This is a genomic window from Galbibacter sp. BG1 (genome assembly GCF_013391805.1).
Taxonomy (GTDB): domain Bacteria; phylum Bacteroidota; class Bacteroidia; order Flavobacteriales; family Flavobacteriaceae; genus Galbibacter.
Window position 1 is genome coordinate 632,859 of the sequence record NZ_CP058364.1, and the last position, 25,392, is coordinate 658,250.

The 25,392-nt window shown below is 37.5% G+C and carries 20 protein-coding genes; 13 read left to right on the forward strand and 7 right to left on the reverse strand.

The window, feature by feature from the left end; translation table 11 throughout:
• Positions 1-347 precede the first annotated feature (347 nt).
• The 11 genes from HX109_RS02885 to rlmB all read left to right on the forward strand — a co-directional run bounded on the left by HX109_RS02885 (position 348) and on the right by rlmB (position 16,247).
• Entirely contained in the window at positions 348-3,629 is a 3,282-nt protein-coding gene (locus HX109_RS02885) for a SusC/RagA family TonB-linked outer membrane protein (RefSeq protein WP_178949711.1), read from the forward strand.
• Positions 3,630-3,639: 10 nt separating this feature from the next.
• Positions 3,640-5,097: a SusD/RagB family nutrient-binding outer membrane lipoprotein gene (locus tag HX109_RS02890; RefSeq protein ID WP_178949712.1), complete on the forward strand. Its 1,458-nt coding sequence runs from the start codon at positions 3,640-3,642 to the stop codon at positions 5,095-5,097.
• A 438-nt stretch (positions 5,098-5,535) separates the two neighbouring features.
• Complete coding sequence (locus tag HX109_RS16360; protein ID WP_317170429.1) at positions 5,536-5,844, forward strand: carboxypeptidase-like regulatory domain-containing protein; 309 nt, start codon at positions 5,536-5,538, stop codon at positions 5,842-5,844.
• Positions 5,777-6,862, forward strand: a complete 1,086-nt coding sequence (locus HX109_RS16365; RefSeq protein ID WP_317170430.1) for a TonB-dependent receptor plug domain-containing protein — start codon at positions 5,777-5,779, stop codon at positions 6,860-6,862. Before HX109_RS16360 ends, HX109_RS16365 begins: the two co-directional genes overlap by 68 nt.
• 69 nt (positions 6,863-6,931) lie before the next feature.
• Positions 6,932-8,605: a TonB-dependent receptor domain-containing protein gene (locus HX109_RS16370; RefSeq protein WP_317170444.1), complete on the forward strand. Its 1,674-nt coding sequence runs from the start codon at positions 6,932-6,934 to the stop codon at positions 8,603-8,605.
• The gene (locus HX109_RS16375; RefSeq protein ID WP_317170431.1) at positions 8,606-8,752 is read left to right on the forward strand and encodes a hypothetical protein; all 147 of its coding nucleotides are present in this window, start codon (positions 8,606-8,608) and stop codon (positions 8,750-8,752) included.
• Positions 8,753-8,764: 12 nt separating this feature from the next.
• Complete coding sequence (locus HX109_RS16260; protein WP_255462748.1) at positions 8,765-9,478, forward strand: RagB/SusD family nutrient uptake outer membrane protein; 714 nt, start codon at positions 8,765-8,767, stop codon at positions 9,476-9,478.
• 78 nt (positions 9,479-9,556) lie between these two features.
• Positions 9,557-10,225, forward strand: coding sequence for a RagB/SusD family nutrient uptake outer membrane protein (locus HX109_RS16265; RefSeq protein WP_255462749.1), 669 nt, complete (start codon positions 9,557-9,559; stop codon positions 10,223-10,225).
• A 443-nt stretch (positions 10,226-10,668) separates the two neighbouring features.
• Positions 10,669-13,866, forward strand: a complete 3,198-nt coding sequence (locus tag HX109_RS02905; RefSeq protein WP_178949713.1) for a SusC/RagA family TonB-linked outer membrane protein — start codon at positions 10,669-10,671, stop codon at positions 13,864-13,866.
• A 13-nt stretch (positions 13,867-13,879) separates the two neighbouring features.
• Complete coding sequence (locus HX109_RS02910) at positions 13,880-15,430, forward strand: SusD/RagB family nutrient-binding outer membrane lipoprotein (RefSeq protein WP_178949714.1); 1,551 nt, start codon at positions 13,880-13,882, stop codon at positions 15,428-15,430.
• 82 nt (positions 15,431-15,512) lie between these two features.
• The gene (rlmB, locus tag HX109_RS02915; RefSeq protein WP_178949715.1) at positions 15,513-16,247 is read left to right on the forward strand and encodes a 23S rRNA (guanosine(2251)-2'-O)-methyltransferase RlmB; all 735 of its coding nucleotides are present in this window, start codon (positions 15,513-15,515) and stop codon (positions 16,245-16,247) included.
• A gap of 145 nt (positions 16,248-16,392) precedes the next feature.
• Here the strand turns inward: rlmB and HX109_RS02920 are convergent, their stop codons facing one another.
• Positions 16,393-17,157 carry a rhomboid family intramembrane serine protease gene (locus HX109_RS02920; RefSeq protein WP_178949716.1) on the reverse strand — a complete coding sequence of 255 codons (765 nt, stop codon included), beginning with the start codon at positions 17,155-17,157 and terminating at the stop codon, positions 16,393-16,395.
• Between the two features lie 116 nt (positions 17,158-17,273).
• Here HX109_RS02920 and HX109_RS02925 point away from each other — a divergent pair, with 116 nt between their 5' ends.
• The gene (locus HX109_RS02925; RefSeq protein WP_178954016.1) at positions 17,274-18,551 is read left to right on the forward strand and encodes a replication-associated recombination protein A; all 1,278 of its coding nucleotides are present in this window, start codon (positions 17,274-17,276) and stop codon (positions 18,549-18,551) included.
• A 263-nt stretch (positions 18,552-18,814) separates the two neighbouring features.
• Here HX109_RS02925 and HX109_RS02930 read toward each other — a convergent pair whose 3' ends face one another.
• The 6 genes from HX109_RS02930 to radC form a co-directional block, all read right to left on the reverse strand.
• Positions 18,815-19,660 (reverse strand): hypothetical protein, encoded by an 846-nt coding sequence (locus HX109_RS02930; protein ID WP_178949717.1) that lies wholly within the window; start codon positions 19,658-19,660, stop codon positions 18,815-18,817.
• Positions 19,661-19,671: 11 nt separating this feature from the next.
• On the reverse strand, positions 19,672-21,021 hold the full coding sequence (locus HX109_RS02935; RefSeq protein WP_255462750.1) for a DUF5723 family protein: 1,350 nt from the start codon (positions 21,019-21,021) through the stop codon (positions 19,672-19,674).
• Between the two features lie 61 nt (positions 21,022-21,082).
• A complete protein-coding gene (locus HX109_RS02940; protein ID WP_178949719.1) occupies positions 21,083-21,652 on the reverse strand; it encodes a hypothetical protein in 570 nt (189 codons plus the stop codon).
• A 36-nt stretch (positions 21,653-21,688) separates the two neighbouring features.
• Positions 21,689-22,384: a YjjG family noncanonical pyrimidine nucleotidase gene (locus HX109_RS02945; protein WP_178949720.1), complete on the reverse strand. Its 696-nt coding sequence runs from the start codon at positions 22,382-22,384 to the stop codon at positions 21,689-21,691.
• On the reverse strand, positions 22,381-23,679 hold the full coding sequence (locus tag HX109_RS02950; RefSeq protein WP_178949721.1) for a polysaccharide deacetylase family protein: 1,299 nt from the start codon (positions 23,677-23,679) through the stop codon (positions 22,381-22,383). The genes HX109_RS02945 and HX109_RS02950 overlap by 4 nt, the downstream gene beginning before the upstream one ends.
• A gap of 2 nt (positions 23,680-23,681) precedes the next feature.
• Positions 23,682-24,380: a RadC family protein gene (radC, locus tag HX109_RS02955; protein WP_178949722.1), complete on the reverse strand. Its 699-nt coding sequence runs from the start codon at positions 24,378-24,380 to the stop codon at positions 23,682-23,684.
• A 247-nt stretch (positions 24,381-24,627) separates the two neighbouring features.
• On the opposite strand from radC, the gene HX109_RS02960 reads away from it, so the two are divergent.
• Positions 24,628-25,074, forward strand: coding sequence for a DUF1569 domain-containing protein (locus HX109_RS02960; RefSeq protein WP_178949723.1), 447 nt, complete (start codon positions 24,628-24,630; stop codon positions 25,072-25,074).
• Positions 25,075-25,392: the final 318 nt, after the last annotated feature.

Genomic DNA, 25,392 nt, shown 5'->3' on the forward strand with positions numbered 1-25,392 from the left:
CCTACGTAGAAAACATAAGCAAACAACCCTTTTTTATCAAACTTAGAATTTTAACCTCTTAACTTAAGTTTAAGAATTTTAAAGAGAATGGATAACTTAGAAATATGTGCACCTTTAATCGAAGCAACTTTATTTTTTATTAAATTTTTATAACTGATTCGAACTTTCGAATCATATTTTATCAAAATACCAATTATTTAATAAATTAATGAAACATCAATAAAATCAAGGCCTACCATTTACATAGACCGCAATTCTTAGCATTAACATAAAATTATCTTAAATTTTAATTGGATAATTAACATAATATTATCATTTTCGTGGTCGCTAATTCAAATTAATTTAAAATGAGAACAAAGTTCAGTGGATTTTTAACGCTTTTAATAGCGTTAATTGTGCAAGTGTCTTTTGCACAAGAAAAAACCGTAACAGGGGTGGTTAAGGACCAAGATGGCCTGCCGTTACCTGGAGCGAACGTAGTAGTTAAGGGTACTTCTACGGGCACCCAAACAGATTTTGATGGAATATACTCCATCCAAGCCAGTACAGGAGATGTCTTAGTTTATTCTTTCGTAGGACAAACAACTGAAGAAAGAACGGTTGGGGCTTCTAACTCAATCAACGTTACTTTAGCCCAAGATGCTACAGAACTTGAAGCTGTAGTAGTAAACGCATTGGGTATCGAAGTTAACCGAGGCTCCTTAGCATCTTCTATATCAGAAGTTGATGCAGGTGCAATACAGAACTCTGGTGAAACGAGTATCGCCAAAGGTCTTTCTGGTAAAGCATCAGGGGTGCAAATCATTAACACTTCTGGTGATGCAGGTTCAAGTGCATATATCCAAATTAGAGGACAAAGTACTATCACGCGAAGCTTACAACCACTTATCGTAGTAGACGGTATCCCAATCAGTAATGATGAAATCGGCGGTGGAGTTGATGGTGTTGTTCAACAGTCAAGAATTGGAGATATTAATCCAAATGACATAGAGAGCCTTGAAGTTTTAAAAGGAGCTTCTGCCGCAGCCCTTTGGGGTTCAAGAGCAGGTAATGGTGTTATTGTAATTACAACTAAAAAAGGTAAAGGAGTGGATCAAGGAGATTTAAAAGTATCTATTTCTACGACTTACAGTCACGACGAACCAAATGACATATTAGACACTCAAGATATTTTTGGTAGAGGGTCTAATGGTATTGCTGCTCTTGGCACAAGTGCGAATGCAAACTCTTGGGGAGATAAAATTAGTGAAAGACCAGGAGGTCCAGATTTCGTTGATAGCGCATCTCCTAATTATTTTGTAGCAAGAGATGGAGATATATACTATCCTATTACCGAAAAGAGAAGTAGAGAGAATTTTAATGACAGTAACTACGAAGACGTAATAAATAGCGGATATTATTTAGAAAATAATGTAAGCTTCAGTGGTGCTACTAAATCTGGAAACTACTTTATGAGCGTTTCTAATTTAGATCAAGAAGGTATCGTTAGAAGCAACGACTACAACAGAACTACCGCAAGACTAAACTCGGAATTTCGTTTAAACGATCGCATTAAATTTAAAGGTACTGCTACCTATTCGAATATTACATCAAATAGAATCCAGCAAGGTTCAAACACAAGTGGACTGCTCCTGGGTCTTTACAGAACGCCAGCAGATTTTGACAACAGCGACTACATTGGAACACGTTACGCAAATGGCATTCCTGTAACAGAGAACAGCCATAGAGCATACAGAAGACAATTAGGTACGGTAGATAGACAATCTCCAATTTACAATAACCCATTATGGACTACCGATGTACAACAGAATCCGAATACTGTAGATAGATTTATTTTAGGAGGAACTTTTGAAGCAGAAGCTACAGATTGGCTAAAATTAATTGCTAGAGGTGGTGTAGATCATTATGTGGATGAGAGAATGGCCTTATACCCAGTAAATTCTGCGGAAAATAATGGGCAAGGTTCTTTCAATGAGCAACTTTACGCTTCTACACAAACAAACATTGACTTTATAGGTACTGGTAATTTTGATATTACAGAAAAACTAAATTTTAATTATCTAGCAGGTTTGAACTTTAATAAAAGAAGATTTGAACAAAGAGGGGGTAGCTATGTAAACTTCATTTTAGATACTGACAAGATTTTCTACGAGAATGCAATTGTTGCAAACAGAAGATCTACAATAGATGAGAGTGAAGTACGTATTTCTGCTGGTTATGCAAATGTTGCTTTCGATTATGACAATTTGTTGTATTTGAGCTTAACGGGAAGAGCAGAAACCGCATCAACTTTTGGGGACAACGAAATATTCTATTACCCATCTGCCGAATTCGGTTTTAGCTTCGCTAACCTTGTGAATAATCAACAAACTTTTTCTAAAGGAAAGTTAAGATTAACCTATGGAGAAGTAGGTATCGAGCCTGCTGCTTATGCAACTACCACTTATTACTCAAGTGCGGCAGGAGCTGAAGGATACGGGCCTGCTTACGACTCTGGAGCTTATGATGGATCGTTTGTAAGAAGTGCTTTTGAAGGAAATTCAGATTTACAACCAGAACGCAAAAAAGAGTTTGAAGTTGGTGTTGACTTAGGATTTTTCTCAAATAGATTAACGCTTAACGCTACTTATTATTCTAATGAAACTGAAGGAGCATTGTTTACAGTAGCAAGACCTGGATCTACAGGTTTTGCAGGAAGATATGCCAACGCAGCATCACTAGAAAATAAAGGTTTTGAAATTGACTTCAGCTTTGACATTATTAGAAGTGCCGACTTTACATGGAATTTATACGGTAACTGGAGTAGAAACCGCAATGAAGTTACTAGACTAACCGGAACTGAATCTTTATTCTTAAATGGTTTTGCAGGAACTTCTTCCAGAGCTGTAGAAGGTGAACCTGTAGGTGTACTATGGGGCGGAAGATACCAAAGAAATGATGATGGCAGCCTAGCCTTAGATAGTAATGGATTCCCTACCGTTGCACCAACTGAAGGTGTAATTGGAGATCCAAACCCTGATTGGAGAGGTGGCCTTGGTACTTCATTTAGATATAAAGGACTTACGGTTTCCACTTTGTTTGATGCTTCTGTAGGTGGAGATATCTGGGACGGTACCAATGGTGCTTTAACGGTTTTCGGAAGAACTCCTATTACCGCAAATGAAGTGACCGTTTCGGCTGCAGATGCTGCAACTATAAATAATATTTCGGGAACTACTATTAACAATATATCTTATGCAAACCAAAATTCTGATGGTTCTTACACAGTACGTGGTAACCTTGAAGATTTTGGTGCTGGAACAGTTCTTTTAGATCAACCATATTACTCTGGAATAGGTGGAGGTTTTGGTCCTATAGCCGAGCAATTTATAAAAGATGGTTCTTGGGTTAAATTGCGTGAGATTTCAATTGGATATTTATTGAACTCTGAAGGATTTAGAAATGCAACTGGTTTTGTAGATAGCATGGAGTTTACCTTATCTGGTCGTAACTTAGTGTATTGGTCTAAAGACGATTTTGGCCAAGATCCTGAGACTAACCTTACAGGTGCTTCAAACGGGAGAGGATTACAGTACTTCAATAACCCTGCTACTCGCTCGTACTTAGCAACGATAAAAATTAATTTCTAAAAAAATGAAAATGAAAAATATAAGATTTTTAGCATATACCTTAATCGTTTGTTTGGGCATTGGTTCTTGTACAAGCTTTGTTGAGGATATAAATGACGATCCAAACAGACCTGTGGATGCGCCTTCAATTAAATTAGTACAGGGTGTTATTTTATCAAATCAATTCTGGCAATCAGCAGAAGCAGCTAGATTAGGAATGATATGGCTGAACCAGGCTTCAGGATCAGACAGACAATATATCGCACTTAATGATTGGAACGCTACTCCAGCTACCAATTTTGACGATACTTGGAACGAGGCTTATGTAGGAACTATTGCACAAAGTCAAATTTTACAAGAAAAGGCTGCTGCAGCTGTTAACCCTAACTTGGTTGGGATGGCACAAGTTTTAGAAGCCAATGCTTTTGGTACTTTAACTTCATTATTTGGTGATATTCCATTTAGTGAAGCAAATAACCCAGAGTTTACCAACCCAACATACGAAAGTCAAACAACTGTTTATGCTGGAGTTCAAGCAATCCTCGATGAAGCCATTGCAAACTTAAGCGCAAATGATGTATTAGGATTACCTTCTGAGGATATTGTTTATGATGGAGACACCTCAAAATGGATTGCTCTTGCATACACCCTAAAGGCTCGTTATTACCTACATGTTGGTGATTATGCTTCCGCAATTTCTGCTGCTCAAAATGGTATCATGGATGCGGACGGAGATTACAAATCACGCTATGGCACTGTGTTCGGAGCTAGTTTCAATCCTTACTACGACTTTTTGGTATATAATCGCCCAGGTTATATGTCGGCAATTGACTCATACGGAGCCCAATTACTAGACCCCGCTACTGGACTATATAGAGGAAATGCAAAAACTGATGAAAGTGCACGTTTTGCGTTTAATTATATAAAAGGAGCAAATTGGTATAATGCCGGTTATGAGCTTAACTTCTATTCACAATACGACTGGGGTACAGCAGATGGTAAGTTTGGTACAGAATCAGACATGCCTTTGGCTACCTATGGGGAAAACCTGCAAATCATTGCTGAATCTCAAGCGCGCCTAAATGGTTTTGCTGCTGGATTAGCTGCTTACAACGATTATAGAGCATTACTTAATACAGGGTATTCTATAGGTTTAAATAACGATGGATATGCCGATTGGGGAGATCCATTTATGTACGACGCTTACACAGCCGCCGATTTTGCAACTGGGGGAATTGAAAATCCTGACGGAGTAGATCAACTGGAAGCATTGTTGAGCGAAATTGCAGAGGAGCGTTATGTTTACTTTATTGGTAGTTTTGAAGCATTTGTTGACTTTAACAGAACTGACAATGCTGCCGGGGTAACACTTAAAAATTTCAACGGAAATGCAGAAAGGTTTATATATCCACAGGTAGAGATTAATGGTAACTCAAGTGTACCTTCACCTCTTCCTTCGGTATTGGAACCAACACCCGTTAACCAATAATAGATTTATTCGAATTTAGCACTTAATCTATTCAAACAAAAGGCTGCCAATTATGGCAGCCTTTTATTTTTGCTTGAAACAAATTTGAAATTCAACTATAAGAATAAGGTCAAGCAGAACCTCAACTACAACTATAAAGCCAAGCTATTCTAACGGATGATAGTTAATGAATCGTTAAAAATTAACAAATTCAATTCGGAAAAAAACAATTAAACGCATCAAAAAGTCAACATTTTTGATAAATCTTAAATTTAAGCCTCTAAATCGTATTTTATTTCATTCTTTTAACTTAAAACTGAAAAAATAAAATAAACGAATAATTAAAAAAATTGGAACTTCACTAAAATAAAGCCTTCCGAAGAACTTTATCTTAAAAAAATTGGATTAACAGTTTGCGTTTAAGAGTTTCGCCGCCGCTAATTCAAATAATTTTATAAAATGAGATTGAAGTTTAATTGGATGCTAACGCTTTTTATGGCGTTAGTGTTACAATTCTCCTATGCACAGGAGAAAACGATTTCCGGGGTGGTTATAGACCAAGATGGTATGCCATTGCCTGAAGCCAATGTAATGATTAAAGGAACCACAAAAGGAACCCAAACAGATTTTGACGGAAATTATTCTGTTTCTACAGAAACCGGAAAAGTTTTGGTTTTTTCTTATGTGGGTCAAAAAACAGTTGAAAAAAAAAGTTGGAGGTGCCAGTACCATAGACGTAGTTCTAGAACAAGACTCCCAAGCCCTTGAAGAAGTTATAGTAGTAGGTTACGGTACCTCTACTAAAGAATCCTTTACTGGTACTGCAACCAAGGTAGACTCAGAATCTATTGAAAAGAAAAGTGTTTCCAACATTTCCCAAGCGTTAGCCGGTGAGGCAGCTGGGGTTAGGGTTATAAACACTTCTGGACAACCTGATTCTGCAGCGACAGTTCGTATACGTGGATTTGGTTCTGTAAACGGTAATAGAGACCCACTTTACATTGTAGACGGTGTGCCGTTTGTAGGAAATATTAGTGCCATCAACCCAGCCGACATTAAATCTACAACTATTTTAAAGGATGCATCGGCAACTGCTATTTATGGTTCACGTGGGGCAAATGGAGTGGTTGTTATTACTACGAAAAATGGAAAAGGTCAAGAATCTTATATCGAAGTAGAAACAAAAACTGGTCAAAACATGAGTTTGATCCCTCGATCAAACACCATCAGTTCTCCTGAACAATACATAGGTTTAAGCTGGGAAGGACTTTATAATAAAGGTGTAATTCGAGGAGTGTCTGATCCCACAGCTTATGCAAACCAAAATTTATTTAGTGGATCTGGAATCGATCCTAAATATAATATGTGGAATGTAGCAGATGGCGGTGAACTTATAAATCCGAGTACCGGACAAGTAAGGGAAGGCGTAACCCGCAAATACAATCCAGAAAACTGGGAAGACTACGCTTTTCAACCCGCAAACAGACTGGAGGCGAATCTTAAAATTGGTGGAGGTAATGAAAAAACGAGTTACTTTACTTCGTTTGGCTACCTAAAAGACAATGGATACACCATTAATTCTGACTACGAACGTATCTCTACAAGATTAAATCTAAGACATGAAGTTAAAGATTGGCTGGAAGGATCTGTGAATATTGGTTATACAATTTCAGACGCCAACAATAATGGACAATCTGAAGACTCTGGAAGTGTTTTCTGGTTTGTAGACAATATCCCTTCCATCTACCCTCTGTTTCTAAGGGATAACAATGGAAATATCGTTTAAGATCCAATTTATGGGGGTCCGCAATACGATTATGGAGAAGGAAGAGGCTTTGGTGCTTTAACCAATGCAATTGCAGATGCCAACTATGCCACTAACGAAACAAAGCGCCATGAAATTAATTCTAATGCGGCGCTTAACTTTGTATTTTCAGATCATTTAACCCTAGAAAATAGAGTTGGTATTCAGTACTACAACGACAGTTTTGACAATCTTGAAAATCCTTTCTACGGACCAAGTGCTAGTCAAAACGGTTCGATATACAAAACAAAAACTGAACTTTTCAGTTACAATATTCTGAATCTATTGCGATATAAGAACAGCTTTGGAGACCACAGCATAGAAGCCTTAATCGCTCATGAAGCAAATTCTTGGGAACAAAAATTCATGGATTCTTTTAAATCCAACCTAGTAAATCCAGATGGCGATGAGTTAAACAATGCCGTAGTTACCAATCCTCCTTCCTCTTACACGGAAGACTTCACCCTGGAAAGCTACTTCTCTCAATTAAACTACAACTTCAGAAACAAATACTTTGTATCTGGAACTGTAAGACGTGATGGATCTTCTAGGTTCAAGAATGATAAATGGGGAACTTTTGGCTCTGTAGGTGCTGCATGGGCAGTTAGCCGCAAAGAATTTATGCAAAATCAAAATGTTTTCAGCAATCTTAAACTAAAAACCAGTTACGGTATTATTGGAGAGCAAGGCGGAGTTGGTTATTACCCAGGATACGATCTCTATAATGTTGGTAATTTAAATGGTGATATTTCTTTAATATTTGATGACAAAGGAAACCCAGACCTAACTTGGGAAACCTCCAAAATGTTCCAGGTAGGAATGGAATCTAGCTTCAATAAGTTCTTGGATGTTACTGTGGACTATTACGTTAAAAATACCGACAACTTGATATTCGACCGCAGAGTGGGGCCTTCAACTGGTTATTCATCTATTCAAGTGAATGACGGTAAATTAAGAAACGCTGGTATAGAGTTCGATTTGCAAGGTCATATCTTTAAAACAGAAGATTTCTACTTAGACCTAGGCATCAATGGAGAGATTTTAAATAATGAGCTTACCGCTATGCCTATCGATCCTTCTACAGGAGAACAAAAAGTTTTAAATATCGACGGATACTTCGGACAGTCCGTAGGTCACTCCATTTACGATTTTTATATGAGAGAATGGGCTGGTGTAGACCCACAGGATGGTTCGGCAATGTGGAATCAATACTTCTTTGATGCTAACGGCGACGGATCATTGCAAGCTGGAGAAGAAACCATTTCTTCTATGACCGAATATTTAGCTCAGTATCCAGAAAGACAAAACGCCATTGGAAAGACAGAAACGAAAGTCTATCAAAATGCAACACAAAAGTACGTAGACAAATCGGCCATTGCAGATGTTCGAGGTGCCTTCCGCTTATTAACCGGTTATAAAGGTTTCAATTTAAGTGCTCAATTTTTATACGGAATTGGTGGATACTCTTACGACTTTGTATATGCAAGTTTAATGAGCAACGATCAAGTGGGGAACTCCCAATGGCATACCGACATCTTAGATAGATGGCAGGAGCCAGGAGACATAACTAACGTGCCAAGACTTTCAAGTAATCAATCTGGAGACCAAAACTTCTCCTCTACTTCTACCCGCTTTTTAACAAAAGCAGATTACTTAAGCTTGAACAACATTAGGTTTGGTTATACAATTCCTCAAAATTATGTTCAACAAATAGGATTATCCTAAATGGAGTTTTGGTTGAGTGGAGATAATTTAATGATGCTTTCTGAAAGAGATGGCTTCAACCCTACTACCAGTGAAACAGGAACTTCCGATTGGTATAACTACGCTCCACTATCAACAGTAACTTTTGGAATAAGAGCAAAATTTTAAAAAATGAAAAAAATGAAATCTAAAATAATATTATCAGTATTTACGAGCGCATTGATGTTTGTGAGTTGCGGAGACGACTTTTTGGAAACTGAACCCTCAGAGTTTACTTCTCAAGACCAAATAGACAGCGCCACCGATTTAGACCCTAGCGTTGCGGAAGGAACCATTCGTGGGCTGTATGCCTTAATGTTTACAGCTGGCTCTGGCGGGACCGATTTAGACCATGACGATTTTGGACAGAAGGGATGGGACATTTATTCTGACATGCTTAGCGGGGATATGGTTTTAGCAGGGTTAACCTATGGTTGGTATTCGGGTATATCACAGCTTCAATCAACAATAGATTTTACCGACATTGATAATGCAAAACCATGGGTTTACTATTACCGTATTATCCTTCAGTCCAATAAAGTTATTCTTTCTCTAGGTGGTAATGATTTTGCTCCGGAAGATATTTCAGCAAAGCACAATTTGGGTCAAGCCAAAGCTATGAGAGCCTATGCCTATTTCTATTTGGCAAATTTATATGCTGAAGGATACAATCCAAACGAGGAAATACTTCCAATTTATATCGCGGCCGAAGACCAGAATCAACCCCTTTCTACTGCCAAAGAGGTGTACGATCTAATTATAAAAGATCTATCTGAAGCCGCTGTTCTACTTGAAGGTTTCAGCGGAACCAAAAGTGAGATCAATAAATGGATAGCGAAAGGGCCACTTTCCTAAGCATATGCTGCTATTGGAAATTATTCAGAAGCAAAAACAACAACTCAAGAAATAATAAATAGCGGAGTTTACCCAATTATGGGTGCAGACGAAGTTACAGGTGGGTTTAACACGGTAAATATATCAGGATGGATATGGGGAACCGACATCACTCTTGATAACAACTTAGACCTAGTATCTTGGTGGGGACAAGTGGATTTATTTACCTATAGCTATGCCTGGGCCGGTGACCCTAAATCTATAGATGATGATCTATATAGCGCCATCGGAGAAAACGACATACGTAAAGATCAATTTATTGATGCTTATGGCGATGGTGTTTTATATCCTATTGGCAAATTCTACGCACCTGCGCAAACCATAGGAGGACAACGAAGTGTAGAAACCGATTACGTTTATATGAGAATTGCAGAAATGTACCTTCTAAATGCGGAAGCAGCTGCCAAAACAGGAGATGAAGCCACTGCGCTCGCAAGCCTAAAAGCTCTTTTAGACAAAAGAATGGATGATACCTCATACCTAAATACACTTTCTGGGAATGAGCTGTTAGATGAAATTTACTTGCAAACCCGAATAGAGCTTTGGGGCGAAGGTAAAAGCTATCTAGCCATGAAGCGAAACAAAGCAACCATTACAAGAGGACCAAACCATTTATCGTATGCTGGAGAATCTTTTAGTTACGACGATGATAGATTAACACTCGAAATTCCTCAAGTAGAAATCCAAAACAACCCCAATATAAATTAATTTGAATTATTTAGTTGTTTTAAAAAGGCCCCAATTGGGGTCTTTTTTTGATTGCATAAAACTTAAAAAATATAAAATTGATAAATTTTGTGTTTTAACGTTAAAAAAGTACATTTTATCTGATAATTTAAAATAAATTAACGATTATAAAATTACAAAATCATTTAATTTTTTTTATAGCATCAAAAATTTAACTAATTCACAAATTATATCTATCACTCTATTACTATAATAAATCTGTATTTATTAAAATTTGAAAATCAAATTTTTACATCCTTTAGGATTTCATTAATAGTTAATGAATTTAAATATCATACAGATTAATTTTACATATGTCTTTAACAATTTCACGTTTTGTTTACCATAAATTTAACTTAAGCTAAATTGTATTCTTAACAAAAATTTATCAGCTTCGCCGGAGCTAATTCAAATAAATTTATAAAATGAGAACAAAGTTTAGTGGATTTTTGACGCTAATACTAGCGTTACTTGTGCAAATAACTTTTGCGCAAGAAAAAACCGTAACGGGTGTGATCACAGACCAAGATGGTCTCCCACTACCTGGTGCGAATGTAGTAGTAAAGGGTACATCCAATGGTACTCAAACTGATTTCGATGGAAATTATTCCATCCAAGCAAACACTGGAGACGTGCTTTCTTTCTCCTTTGTAGGGCAAAAAACCGAAGAACGAACGGTAGGCACTTCAAGCTCTATTAATGTTACGTTACAACAGGATGCTCAAGCACTAGATGAAGTAGTTGTGACCGCTTTGGGGATATCTAAAAAGGAAAAAGCACTTGCATTTAGTGCTCCTAAAGTTGATTCAGAAAACTTGAATAGTGCTCAAAATAACAATATGGTTAGTGCACTTTCTGGTAAAGTTGCTGGGGTGAGCGTTAATACTCCTACTGGTAACTTAGGAGGATCTCAACGTATTCTAATAAGGGGGGTGAATTCTGTAACTGGAAATAACCAACCTTTATTTGTAGTAGACGGGATCCCAATGGATAACTCAAACTTCAACACAACTGACGCTCAAAGAGGTAGCGGTGGAGTTGACTGGGGTAGTGCTATTAACGATATTAACCCTCAGGACATCGAGAGCATGACTGTTCTTAAAGGTGCGGCTGCTGCACTATATGGTTCAAGAGCTGCAAACGGGGTTATATTGATCACCACCAAAAAAGGGAAAAGAAAGAAGGGTCTTGGTATCACTGTTAATTCTTCTATCTCTTTTGATCAAGTCGCAATTCTTCCAGATTTGCAAAGAGAGTATGGTGGCGGAAGCAAGCTTACGTTTGATACTCAAACCATTAATGGTCAACAATACAAACTTGTTGAATATGCTGTTGACGAAAGCTGGGGACCAAAATATGATCCATCTCAAATGGTGCTTCACTGGGATGCTTTCGATCAAGAAAGTTTTCCACAAGACTACTTGAAACCAAGAGCATGGGTAGCACCACAAAATGATGTTGAATCTTTTTTCAACGTTGGTGTCTCTAACACTAACAATGTTTCTATTTCAACCTCTGGAGAAAATGGTAATTACCTATTTTCTTTTGGTAGCCAAAATACAACAGGAACACTTCCAAATACATACTTGGACAAGTATAATATGAAAGTTAGTTTAAATCAAAATTTATCTGATAAACTAACTGCTTCTAGTGTATTAAACTATGCGAGAACCCAAGGTCAACGTCCTACAATAGGTTACGGTGACAACAGTGTTACCCAAAAATTCTTTCAGTGGGGTCAACGTCAATTAGATTACGATCGTCTAAGCAATTACAAAAACTTAGATGGAACTCAAAGAACATGGAACAGAATTGCTTGGGATGATGCTACTCCTAACTATTCTGATAACCCTTACTGGACTGTTTATGAAAACCATCCAACAGATGAAAGAGATCGTGTATTTGGTAATTTCAGTTTAAACTATCAAGTAACTGATGACTTAAGCTTGAAAGGTTCGGTTTACGGAGATGTTTATTCCTTTAAGAATACTGAGAGAGCTGCAGTTGGTTCTCAAGCTCAATCATATTATTTAGAGCGTAATTATAATTTTTACGAATTTAACTACGAGTTTATTGCAAACTACCAAAAGGCAATTAGCGATAACTTCGAAGTAACAGCATTAGCAGGAGCTAATAGAAGAGACAGCAAAAGAACTTATGTAGGATTTTCTACTACTGGAGGTCTTTCTATCCCTGGAATCTATAACATAAGTAATGGTTTAGGACCAATTGACAATCAGCCAAATAACCAGCCAGCATCAACTGATTTACGTACAGTAAACAGCATTTTTGGTAGTCTTGGTTTCTCAATAGCGAATCAATTATTCTTAGACTTTACAGCAAGAAATGATTGGTCATCAACTTTACCAGATGACAACAACTCCTATTTCTACCCTTCTGCCTCTGCGGCATGGTCTTTCTCTGACACATTCACTGATGGCGGTAGCAACTGGTTTGGTAAGTTAAGATTAGGTTGGGCACAAATTGGTAATGACACTGATCCATACAGAGTAGTAACCACTCAGCTAATTCAAACACCATTCGACGGAACTGGTAGAGTAACATTACCTAATACTCGATTAAATCCAGATCTTCGTAGCGAGACAACTACTACTTGGGAAATTGGTACTGAACTAAGCTTTTTCAACAGAAGAGTTGGTTTAGATTTCACCTATTACAATAATAGAACGACTGATCAAATTATCCCAGTTGATTTATCTTATTCAACAGGATATGGCGCAAAATGGATTAATTCTGGAGAAATGACCAACAAAGGGGTTGAGGTTGGATTAAATCTTTCTCCTGTACAAACAAATGATTTCCAATGGGATATCAATGTTAATTTTGCTAAAAACGTAAACGAACTTGTTTCTTTGGATGAAGGACTAGAAACCTTGTTGCTAAGTAATGCACCATTCCGTGCACAGTTGGTTGCCTTCACAGGAGCGACTTACGGAGTGATTATGGGTACCGATTATATATATGACAACGAAGGAAATAAGGTAATTACTTCCGGAGGAACTTACGCTGCCACAAGAGATCTAGTAAATTTAGGATCTGTTCTTCCAGAATGGACTGGAGGTGTTAGAAACAGCTTACGTTACAAAAATGTAGATTTTAGTTTCTTGATTGACACACGTCAAGGTGGTAAATACTTCTCTACCTCTCACCAATGGGGTATGTACTCTGGTATGCTCCAAGAAACTGTTGATAATAACATAAGAGAAGATGGTATTGTTTTGGAGGGTGTAACAGGAGATATTACCTATAACCCTGACGGAACTTACGAGGTTTCTAACACAGCTCCAAACACTACAAATATCCCTGCTAAAACCTATGCGAAATCTCACTTTGGTACAGTAGATGCTCAAAATGTTTTTGAGTCTGATTATTGGAAATTGAGAGAAATAACTTTAGGTTATACCTTCAACAAAAGCTTTTTCCCATTTGTAGATCAATTAAGAATCAGTGCTTTCGGTAGAAACCTTTATACTTGGGGATTAGATTATGATGGTATCGATCCAGAAACAGTTTCTGGAGGATCAGGTAATATTCAAGGGCTTGAAGGTGGTTTACAACCTTCTACTAGATCTTACGGTATGAACATACAAGTATCATTCTAAAAAAAAAATGAAAATGAAAACATTCAAATATAAACTTATAGCAGTCGCAACACTTTGCCTTGGGGCAGTATCATGTGATACGGACTATATTTCAGATCCGGACAACCCAGAAGTTGCACCTACAACTCAATTAGTAAATAATTCGCAGTTCGACCTAGCCTTCAACCTTAATGACCAATGGCTTGCCGGTCGCGGAACATTAGGATTCTCACAATATTGGGGAGGTACTTTTTACACCGATGAGAACAGATATCAGCTACGTGTTAGTCAGATTAACGATTTCTGGAATGATCCTTACAGGATTTTAACAGATTTAAAAGAAGTTATCCGTCTTAATGAAGATCCTGCTACTGCAGATCTAATGTCTGCTTATGGTGATAATAACAACCAGATCCAAGCAGCACGTATTATGATGGCATATGCCTTTTCGAAACTAGTAGATACTTTTGGACCAGTTCCTTATTGGAGTTATGGCCAAAAAGACAATGCAGATTTTCAAGCGCTGAGACTAGATGAAGGTATCAATAGTCCTAAATACACTTCTGACGAAGTAATTTATGATGATTTATTGAACGAGCTTCAACAAGCTGCAAACATGATGGATTTATCTAAAACAGTTTTCACTGAAGGAGATACCTTCTGTAATGGTGATGCAGCCAATTGGGTTAAATTTGCTCACTCTTTAAGATTGAGACTAGCAGCACACCTTAACTCAGTAAATCCAACTTTAGCTCAGCAAGTATATGCAGAATCTGCAGATAAAGCTTTGATGAGCAATAGTGATAATATTTCATTTACGTTTGGTACCGACGACCTTACTGGTGGTCCTTGGCACGATGCTTTTACTGTAGGAGCTAGAAGAGATTTCGCTCCTACCGTGTCTTTAATGGATTTAATGTACAACCGTGTTGGACCTTTTTCAAGTATTAACGATGAAGACCCTCGTGTTGATCAGTTTTTTGATACTCGAAATGACACAGATGAAATTATTGGTGTACCTTATGGATTTGGTGATACTCCAGCGAGAAATGTAATTGATGAAGGTATTCCTGATGTTGAAATTATAAAGCCTGATTTCGTTCAGCCAATTATTGAGTTTGCTGAAATCGAGTTCATCCGTTCAGAATTTGAAGGATGGGATCAAACCCATTATTTAAACGGTGTTGAAGCTTCGATGGAAAGATGGGGTGTAGCATCAAGTGACGCATCAAGCTATATTTCAGCTTTGCCTGCCGCTACTGAAGAAACAGTTCTAACTCAAAAATATCTTGCCCTTTACATGGATGGTATGGAAAGTTGGACTGAATACAGAAGAACTGGATTCCCTATGACGCTTTCAGTTCCTGGTGATACTTATGACTATGAAGTAGAAAATGAAGATGGAACTACTCAAACAGTTACAGCAACCTTCACTACTTTAATTCCTGGTCTAAATGAAATTCCAAGTAGAGTAACTTACCCGCAAAATGAGCAATTATTAAATAAAGCGAATTGGGAAGAGGCTCGAAACACTCTAAGTGATGGAGACCAAATGTTCTCAAAGATTTTCTGGGATGTTAACTAATCTCGTAAAAGAGTAGATCTTATTTACACAATTAATCAAACCACCTCAAATCGAGGTGGTTTTTTTATGTACCTTTGCCACCATGGAAAACAACTACCAAATTTTCGGGATACGAGCAATTATCGAGGCTGTTCAATCGGGAAAAACCATTGATAAAGTGTTTGTGCAAAAAGGACTCAAAGGAAGTCTCTTTCAAGAGCTGGAAACCCTTTTGCGAAAAGAACAAATAAACACTTCTTATGTCCCCGTTGAAAAACTTAATCGCCTTATAAAAAACAATCACCAGGGAGTTGTTGCCAATATTTCTCCTATTGAGTTTCACGACTTGGAGACTTTAATTTTAGAAACTATAGAATCTGGTGTTACTCCCCTATTCCTCTTACTTGACCAACTATCCGATGTTCGCAATTTCGGTGCCATCATAAGAACGGCTGAATGTACTGGAGTTCATGGGATTATCATTCAGAAAAAGGGAGCCGCCCCGGTGACTGCAGATACCGTAAAAACTTCTGCAGGGGCTGTTTTTAAAGTTCCTATCTGTAAAGTAGATCATATTAAAGATGCTGTCTTTCATATGCAAGCTTCAGGTATACAGGTTGTAGCAGCTACCGAGAAAACGGAGAACACTCTTTTTGATGCCGACTTTAAAAGCCCGACTGCCATTATCATGGGCGCCGAGGATGTGGGAATATCTCCATCGATACTTAAAATAGCAGATCAAAAAGCAAGATTGCCTTTATTGGGAGAAATTGGATCCTTAAACGTTTCGGTTGCTTGTGGCGCTTTTCTATATGAAGCGGTTAGACAAAGAATGTGATTTTTAATTACAATATAAATCAGCTAGCCTAGGGCGGGCCTGACTTTTTCGGAAACCAACTTCCAGAGGAAATTAGAAAATATAATTGACTTTTTCAAAGTCCGTTCGCTAAAGAATTTCTGGTAGAGAAATATTCCGAAGGGAATTAAAGTTTTCCAGAAACATCTTCATCATTGTTTTTGGTTTCTTTATAATGATATTTTACTTCAATGGTCTGAACTTGATCTTCGATTGGCACTTCTTCTGGTAATTTTTCTATAAAGTTTCCGTTTTCATCAAAGTGTTTTAAGAAGGGATCATCGTCTTCATTAAAATCTTCCCGTTCCCAATCGTACTTTTCCTTCCGTAGCACTTCTTTTTTAAAAATAATGGCAAGTAGGAAGCCGACCAAAAAACCAGAAAGATGACCTTCCCACGATATTTTGTTATCAATGGGGAAAATAAACCAAAACATACTTCCATAGGCGAAAACAGTCACTAAGGACAACGCAATCAATCTTTTGTTTCGGGCAAAAATTCCTTTAAAAAACACAAAACTCACCAAAACGTAGATCAACCCGCTAGCGCCTATATGGTGCGCAGGCCTTCCTATAAGCCATGTTAAAAAACCGCTCAGAATTATACCGTACAAAATAATTTTCCAGCTGATTTTACTATAAAAATAAAAAATAGCCGAACTTAAAATCATAAGTGGCAAAGTATTACTATAAAGGTGTTTTATGGAACTATGGATAAACGGACTCAAAGCAATTCCACGAAGCCCTGTAAAAGTCCTCGGATAAATGCCATAATCGGTGAAATCGAAGCCAAAAGTAAGTTCAAACCAGTAGACCGTCCAAATGGAAAGTCCGAAAAACAATGGATAAATCAACATCCACAGTGAAAAGTCCAACGATTCTTCTTTTTGCATACCTGATAAATAGCAAATTTAACACCAATTTGAAAGTACTGCTGATTTGTCAGCAAGATAAAAAATAAAGTTGTGCGCAAAATTGTAATTTTGAAATGAGCAATAACAGACGAGACATGAATGAACCTTTAGCAGAACGCATACGTCCTAAAAACCTAGAGCAATATATAAGCCAGAAACACCTTGTAGGCGATGATGGCTCTTTAACGGCACAAATAAAAGCGGGAAACATTCCATCTTTAATTTTATGGGGGCCTCCAGGTACGGGGAAAACAACTTTAGCCAACATTATCGCTACGGAAAGTAAACGTCCATTTTATACGTTAAGTGCTATAAATAGTGGCGTTAAGGACATTCGTGAGGTTATTGAAAAAGCCAAGCAAAGCGGCGGCCTCTTCACAACTAAAAATCCGATTTTATTCATAGATGAAATTCATCGATTCAGTAAAAGTCAGCAAGATTCATTGTTAGCCGCCGTGGAAAAGGGATGGATTACCTTAGTGGGTGCCACCACCGAAAATCCGAGTTTTGAAGTCATCCCTGCATTGCTCTCCCGCTGCCAAGTATATATTTTAAATGCTTTTGATAAGAATGACCTTGAAACCCTTTTGCATAGAGCTCTAAAGGAAGATTCAATACTGTCTAAAAAACAAATAGAGCTTAAAGAAACAGAAGCTTTGTTGCGCCTCTCGGGTGGCGACGGACGCAAACTACTGAATATTTTTGAACTGGTTATTAATTCTGAAGCCAAGGAGGATCTCGTAATTACCAATGAATTGGTGATGAAGAAAATTCAGAAAAACACGGTTTTGTACGATAAGACTGGGGAACAACATTACGATATCGTATCTGCATTAATAAAATCAATACGTGGGAGCGACCCGAATGGAGCGGTCTACTGGCTTGCCAGAATGATAGAAGGTGGCGAAGATGTAAAATTTATTGCCCGTAGGTTGATTATTTCCGCTTCTGAAGATATAGGAATTGCCAATCCTACGGCCTTGGTGATTGCCAATAACACTTTTCAAGCGGTTACAACTATTGGTTATCCAGAGGCACGGATAATTTTGAGTCAGTGTGCGGTCTATTTGGCCACCTCAGCGAAGAGCAATGCTTCTTATGAAGCCATTAATAAAGCCATAAGCACCGTAAAACAAACGGGCGATCTTTCGGTACCCATTCATTTAAGAAATGCGCCTACCAAACTAATGAAAGACCTGGGATATGGGGAAGATTATAAATATTCGCACGCGTACCAAAACAATTTTGTGGAACAGGAATTCCTCCCGAAAGAACTCGAAAATACAACTTTCTATAATCCTGGTAGCAACCAAAGGGAAAACGCTCTAAGGGATTTTTTAAAACGCAGGTGGAAAGATAAGTATGGGTATTAGTTAATTGGTTAATAGTCAATTTCTTGATAGTTAAATGAAAATGTTGCTTTAATAATTAATAGCATCGCCAGAAAGTAAAATGACAGCGCCTTTCTCGTCGCTCCGCTCCTCGGTTTCGCTGTAAACTTTATAAGATTACACTTTTATTTCTTTGCAAAATCAAACTATTCAACCTAATTTAATCATTAAAAAACCCGTAAAATTCTTGTTGAATTTTACGGGTTAAATTATAACTAAAGAAAATCTTTTAAGCGGAAGACTGCTTAAAACTTAATATTTAATGCTTCTTGTTTAAGCACGTCGCCTTCGTAGTATTCTGCAATCCATTGGCCGTCTTTCTTGTACACGAAGCCATTCATCCCTTGAATAATAAAGTAATTCGGTTGGGTAGTTTTGGTAATTTTATAGACTACTTTAGGGGTAGAATCTATCAATTGGAATCCGTTTGCAATAGGTTGTGCATACAGTAAAACGCCTTTGCTCTCTACTTTATTGGGAGTTTCTGCCACTGCGGGACTTGGGTTAACAGCTGCTTGAGAAACTTCCGAGGCTTCTTCAACCACCTCATCTGCAGCTTCCACTACCCCACTGCTTACCACCACCGTAGATTGATTTTGGTTTAAAGGAGCAGGTGCCGGTTGTTTTGTTGGCTGTGTTGGTACTTTTGCCTGTAATGCTTCGCTTGAATCGTACTCGTAATTCAGCGCTTTTATAGACACAAAAGCGCTTTCCAATGCTTCTTGGTAAGCCCCTTCATAATCTTTTATTTTACTTTTTCCTTCTTCCGAAGTAAATACAACATCACCTTGACAGTTTTTAAGGGTCACTTTCATTTTAGTGGTAAAAAGTCCACTATCATCAACTACATTGGCCTTCAACCCCAAACAAGGATTTGCTTGAAGATCGGCAACTTTCTCATCGTCGTAGATGGCATTAAAACCAGCCTTTTCAAATTGATATTTGGTAAAGGTATTCACCCGATATTGATTTTCTTCTTTTAGGAAATCGAACTTTTTAGGAACTACAATGTATTTGTAATTATTTACGCTCTCTTGTGCGAACATAAGGGTGGTTATAAATAAAAACCCTAGAAATACTCTCTTCTTCATTAATTAAAATTTTAATCCCGTACGGGGAAAACATAGTTTAATCCCACTTGTACCGAGGCATTATTAGCTTTTGCTAAATTATAATATTCAATTAGATTATCGGCTAGCAAATTGAAGTTAAAGTTAGCAAAATGTGTCGATAATCCAAGTCCGATATTGGTTTTAGAAAATTTATCTATTGTATAGGTTGCTTTTACATCAAGGGCGTTTCCAAAACTTCTCGAATAAAACGCGGTTAGTGCTGTTTCTATGCTTTTGGGCCTGTTTTCGAGATATAGCTGCATCCCTATGGAATTCTGTAAGCCATCCCTAGACGATGTGCAACTACAGTCCCTCGACCTTCTGGGGTTACCAAATTTATAAATCCCGGCAGCATTGAATTTTAATGGCCGCATTGTGGTATAGGCATCTGTAATGGTGTCTCGGGGGAAGGCAGCCTCAATCTCATCGACCAATTCCTGCCAATTGTCTGCTATCCCTCCAGTATTAAAAATATCGTCGAAGGGTAATTCTATCCCTTCAAGAGCATAAGATCCTTTTAGCGTGTAACGTTCTACATCTTTGGTGTGAAAAATCATTCCCAAATCGACCAAACTGGCAGTATACATCCAATTTTCGTTGGGGGAATAGGTAATCCCCAGATCCAATCCCAAGCCTAAATTACCACCAAAAATCGCCCTGCCCTTTAAAATATCATATACGTCCCTTGCCCCATTAACATCGTCTTCCCTTAAAGATGCATAACCAGAAGTCTTCACCTCTACGTCGGATAGCAAAGTGTGACGGTAAAAATTATCCTGCCCCAAAGTGGTGGTAAATATGCCGCTATTTTTTGTGGATGTAAAGTCGATTAAACTGGAATAAATCTTCCCCCGTGCGCCATAGGTAAACTTGTCATTTACTTTTTTCTGAAATCCTAAATGAAAAACGGTTAAGAGCTCCCCTTTTATGCTTAATTGATCTAAACGGAAGGGCACCCCTATATTTGGCGAATTTCCTTCGTAAGCCAAAATTGATAAATCCCTAGGCCAATAATTAAAAAAATCCAATTCCTGATAAGCTCCGAAACTTATAAAGGTATCGCTAAACCTTCCGTCAACTTTAAAGCCCACATTCACTACTTCGATCTGCTCGCTTACACGCTGTACATCATTGCTACTTAAAGTGTAGATTACATTTTCCACTTTGGTATTGAAATCTAAATTATTATCTGCAAAAAGATCGTATACAGAAACGTTGCTGGCTCCCACATTGGCATAAATACCCGACACCAAAGGGATCCCGAAATAAGCCTGTGCCTCTATTTCGGCGGCAGGGTTTACCATTATGGATTGCGGAATGGAATTGAAATTATAGAGCAATTGTTTATTTTGGGCTTTTACCAGTAAACCCGAGAAGAAAGCCAGATATAGAATCCATCGACTAATCTGCATCAATATTCAAAAAAAATGTCCCCGCCGATTTTAGGTATAAGTTGCCAGGGGAATTGCTATCCAATTCGGGATTTCCAGGCTCCAACCCTAATTCAACGGTCAAGTTTTCCATTTGTTTTAAAAGGGCTACCTCGGTAGCATCGAAATTAACAATAGTTCGCACCACATTTTCCTGCCCATTCGATTCCCCCACGTAAATAGGTATTCTCCGCAATTCGTTATCGGCTTCATCCAGTAAAATAATCACAGCGCTAAAAGCACGTTGTATGGTATTGGTGAACTCGAAAGTAAAAGTGGCCTCCATCAAATTTTCTTCCACAAAAGGATCAGAAAACAAATCTAAACGGGTAGTTTCTTCAATTTCCCCACCTAAATCGTTGTTGGTAATTTCACCAAGGGTAGATGCTTTTAAATCGAAATAGAGAATGCTCACTTCGACAACAGGCTCGATGGCAAATTCGTCCGCTTGATCAAAATCTACGTCCCTTACACAGGAAGCCATGAGTAATAAAATTACCGAAAGGGAGAATAGTTTAAAGAGCTTGGCCAGTTGTAACATGCAAATAAAACGTATAAAACAATAAGAAATTGCTTTCTAAATATACTCTTTTATTTGCTTTAATTCTTTAATAACCGGAGTATTAACGTTATAACAATCATTAGTTGAGCCGTAGAGCAAAGCATGCATCCCTACGCTTTGAGCCCCCAAAAAATCGGCTTCATAGCTATCGCCTATCATCAAAGCATTTTGAGGTTTTACTTTTGCCATGCCCATCGCCTTTTCAAAAATAAGCGGATTTGGTTTTTTGACCCCTGCCAATTCGGAATTCATAACCACTTCAAAATAATGGGCAATATTGGAATTTTCTAATTTTCCCTGCTGAACTTCCGCAAAACCGTTGGTAATAATATGGAGCTTATACTTTGGGGACAAATAATCCAACGTTTCTATCGAGTCTGAAAACAAATGGTTAAATGTCGTTAAGTATTTAATATATTCTTCTGATAATTTGAAAATCTGATCGTTACTAATATTCAGGGCCATGGCATCGAATGTAGATTTCAGGCGCTCGTATCGCAAATCTTCCTTCGAGATCTCATCCTTACTGTACATTTCCCAAAGTTTAAAATTTATAGGAACGTAGACTTTCAAAAAATCCTCTAAATTAAGCTCCAAAGAATTATCCTTAAAAATCTTAGCATAGGTAAGTTTGGAGTTTTTTTCAAAATCCCATAAGGTGTGGTCTAAATCGAAAAAAACATCTGTTATCCCTTCATTTTTCCATTTCATTTTTCTTCATTCATTTTTAAGAAATTCACATAAAGCTCTTTCCAAGCATTTCGGTCATTTCCATTTAATACTTCGTTGGAAAATACCACATTAAAACTCCCCCTTACTTCCCTTACTTGCGCCGAGAGCTCTTCAATTTTCTCCTGCGCTTTCTTCAGACTTTTATATTTGTACAGCGCTGTATATTGTACACAAAAGGAATTTACCTGAATGGGGATTTGCTCTTCAAAACTAATATCGTAAAAATAGAAAGGGCTACAGGTACCCGCCCTAAAACCGAGCTCTCGGGTATAGCCCATGGTGTAATCTTCATTAAACCCAGCATCGACCATCATTCGATATGTATCTGGAATATTGAGCCTATTAAACCGTTGCCGAACCCTTTTTACAGGACGATTGATAAAACCGATAAGCCTTTTTCTTTCTTTTTTCAGACTCGCCAAATCATTTAAAGATTTATAGGAAGCCATTAACGAAACAATGCTATAATCTGCTACAGATTTTACCAAAGAACGGAATTTAGGGTTGATCACAGAAATATTCTTATCGTACGTAGAATAATCTGCCATCAAGAAAAAGAAAATGGTAGGCACTTTATACCTTTTATGGAGGGCTGTTACGGCATCGTAAAAATCCAACGGATCTTTCTTAAACCGTAACAATACTAGATATCGCTCCAGCAACTTTCGTATCCTCAAGTGGGCAAGATCGATTATGGTGCCGCCCATGGTGCGCATAAAACCCTTTTTTAAGTAGGCATAGGCCACACCAATATCCATTATGGACGTTTGTTGGTATTTTTTCTTCGGAAACTCCAAATCTGGAAATCTTCGCTGTATGGCAATACGCAGTTTTTTCACCCAAATATCCACCACGGGGATTTCCAGAAAACCAGATTGGAATCCGAGGCTCTCTTCCACGGGAAATCTGCCGTGCTCATCTTTTACATGGGGCAAATACTCTTCGTAACGGCTCAATAAATAAAAACTAGCCGCAAACACATCAAAAGGGATCGCACATTTATCGGTAGTTGGAAAAAAACTGGGCGTTCCTTCCCATTGATGAATGTTAATCTCTACATCTGATATTCCTTGCTCAAAAAGAAGTTCGTGACTTTTAACAAAAAACTCATTTTGTAATGGTTGTTTGGTATATGTGATTTTCGGACCGTTATGCGCAATAAAATCTTCCACCTTAGTGGTTATACTAATTTCCACACCCAGCATTTTTGTAAAAATATGCCGCATGATATAGGTGAGCCTTGGAGTAACTTTATACGTATAAACTAATAGCATTTTTATAACAATCCTTCGTCTGCAAAGCTAAAGTAAGATTTTTCAGTTACAATAAGATGATCTAGGAGCTTTATATCCATTCCCGAAGCTGCATTTTTAATTTTTTGGGTGATTTCTTTATCTGCTTCACTCGCTACCAAAGTTCCAGATGGGTGATTATGCGCCAAGATCATAGCGGTTGCATTAAGCTCTAAAGCTTGTTTTAATACCAAGCGTACATCTACCAAGGTTCCCGTAATTCCGCCTTTGCTTAATTGCAGGGTTTGTAAAACTGTATTGGAGTTGTTTAAATAGATAATCCAAAATTCTTCGTGGGAAAGTTCCCCAATTTGGGGCTGCATCAATTCGAAAACATGTTGACTACTTTTAATTTTTAATTTCTGAAGCGCTTCTTCCCCTCGCCTTCTCCTACCCAGCTCTAAAGCAGCTATAATGCTAATCGCTTTTGCTTCGCCAATGCCTTTGAATTTTGAAAGTTGGGAAATATTAAGTTTCCCCAGTTCGCTTAGATGATTGTCTACGGAAGCTAATATCCTTTTAGACAATTGTACTGCACTTTCATTTCTACTACCACTGCCTATCAAAATAGCGATGAGTTCTGCATCACTCAAAGAATCTTTTCCTTTGGAAAGCAATTTTTCTCTTGGCCGATCGTCTACACTCCAGTTTTTAATCGAAAAGGATCCCGAATTCTCTTTCACATATTTAAATTTTAGTGGGTTAATTTTAAAATTGAGAACGTTTGCAACTACTTTGCTCTCGCATTAAAAAATTTAAATATCTTTTTCTTGAAGTTATTTTAAAATTTTTTAATACTTATTTTACCTTTTAAAGATAGTAATTTCGATGGAATTACTTTCCTATACATTAGTTTAAGTAGGAAAAGATAACTTTCATTAACAAGTTTAAAAAGGTTAACTTTATAAATAAAATCAACCAATAGACGTTATGAAATCTATTTTTACTGAAGAAGGTTACCAGGCTGTTCAAAATCGTATAAACAGTTTGACACCACAAACCCAGGCTACTTGGGGAAAAATGAGTGTTGCACAAATGATGCATCATTGCCAAAAACCTTTTGCCTTAATGCTGGGAAAGGAAAACATTAAAGTGCCATTTATGGCAAAATTAATGTCTCGTTTCTACAAACCCTTATTGTATAACGACAAGCTACTAAAACAGGGATTGCCAACGGCTAAAGAATTTGTTGTTAAAGACAACCGGGATTTTGAAAAGGAAAAACAACAACTTTTAACCCTAGTGGGGGAAGTCCACAAATTAAAAAGTCAAGAAAAATTTGATCCCCACCCTATTTTTGGCAGTTTCACCAAGGAACAGTGGGGGCAAATGCAGTATAAACACTTAGACCATCATTTGCGGCAGTTCGGGGTTTAATCTACCCAACGTAGAAAATCATTAAAAAAACTAAAACACACCTAATTCTATTTTTTCAGACTACAGTTTGGATTTTATAGCACTCTCATATTATTCCAAACCGCTCATAACTCATCTCCTATTTTAACAATATAAAGGGGATAATTTCTTCGTTTTTAATTGAGAACACTTCATTTAAAAGAAGTCTATTTCTCACAAATAGTATCTTAATAAAAGTTAATTTAACATCTAAAAATGTTAAATAGCATCCTTATTTTGTTAAAGCAAAACAGGATTTCAACGCAATAATTAATTCTTATAACGAAAATATTGTGAGGA

Bases quoted from the DNA above. Each gene is read 5' to 3' on its own strand.
- HX109_RS02885 (WP_178949711.1), top strand. From the start codon at position 348: ATGAGAACAAAGTTCAGTGGATTTTTAACGCTTTTAATAGCGTTAATT.
- HX109_RS02890 (WP_178949712.1), top strand. From the start codon at position 3,640: ATGAAAAATATAAGATTTTTAGCATATACCTTAATCGTTTGTTTGGGC.
- HX109_RS16360 (WP_317170429.1), top strand. From the start codon at position 5,536: ATGAGATTGAAGTTTAATTGGATGCTAACGCTTTTTATGGCGTTAGTG.
- HX109_RS16375 (WP_317170431.1), top strand. From the start codon at position 8,606: ATGGAGTTTTGGTTGAGTGGAGATAATTTAATGATGCTTTCTGAAAGA.
- HX109_RS16260 (WP_255462748.1), top strand. From the start codon at position 8,765: ATGAAATCTAAAATAATATTATCAGTATTTACGAGCGCATTGATGTTT.
- HX109_RS16265 (WP_255462749.1), top strand. From the start codon at position 9,557: ATGGGTGCAGACGAAGTTACAGGTGGGTTTAACACGGTAAATATATCA.
- HX109_RS02905 (WP_178949713.1), top strand. From the start codon at position 10,669: ATGAGAACAAAGTTTAGTGGATTTTTGACGCTAATACTAGCGTTACTT.
- HX109_RS02910 (WP_178949714.1), top strand. From the start codon at position 13,880: ATGAAAACATTCAAATATAAACTTATAGCAGTCGCAACACTTTGCCTT.
- rlmB (WP_178949715.1), top strand. From the start codon at position 15,513: ATGGAAAACAACTACCAAATTTTCGGGATACGAGCAATTATCGAGGCT.
- HX109_RS02920 (WP_178949716.1), bottom strand. From the start codon at position 17,157: ATGCAAAAAGAAGAATCGTTGGACTTTTCACTGTGGATGTTGATTTAT.
- HX109_RS02925 (WP_178954016.1), top strand. From the start codon at position 17,274: ATGAATGAACCTTTAGCAGAACGCATACGTCCTAAAAACCTAGAGCAA.
- HX109_RS02930 (WP_178949717.1), bottom strand. From the start codon at position 19,660: ATGAAGAAGAGAGTATTTCTAGGGTTTTTATTTATAACCACCCTTATG.
- HX109_RS02940 (WP_178949719.1), bottom strand. From the start codon at position 21,652: ATGTTACAACTGGCCAAGCTCTTTAAACTATTCTCCCTTTCGGTAATT.
- HX109_RS02945 (WP_178949720.1), bottom strand. From the start codon at position 22,384: ATGAAATGGAAAAATGAAGGGATAACAGATGTTTTTTTCGATTTAGAC.
- HX109_RS02950 (WP_178949721.1), bottom strand. From the start codon at position 23,679: ATGCTATTAGTTTATACGTATAAAGTTACTCCAAGGCTCACCTATATC.
- HX109_RS02960 (WP_178949723.1), top strand. From the start codon at position 24,628: ATGAAATCTATTTTTACTGAAGAAGGTTACCAGGCTGTTCAAAATCGT.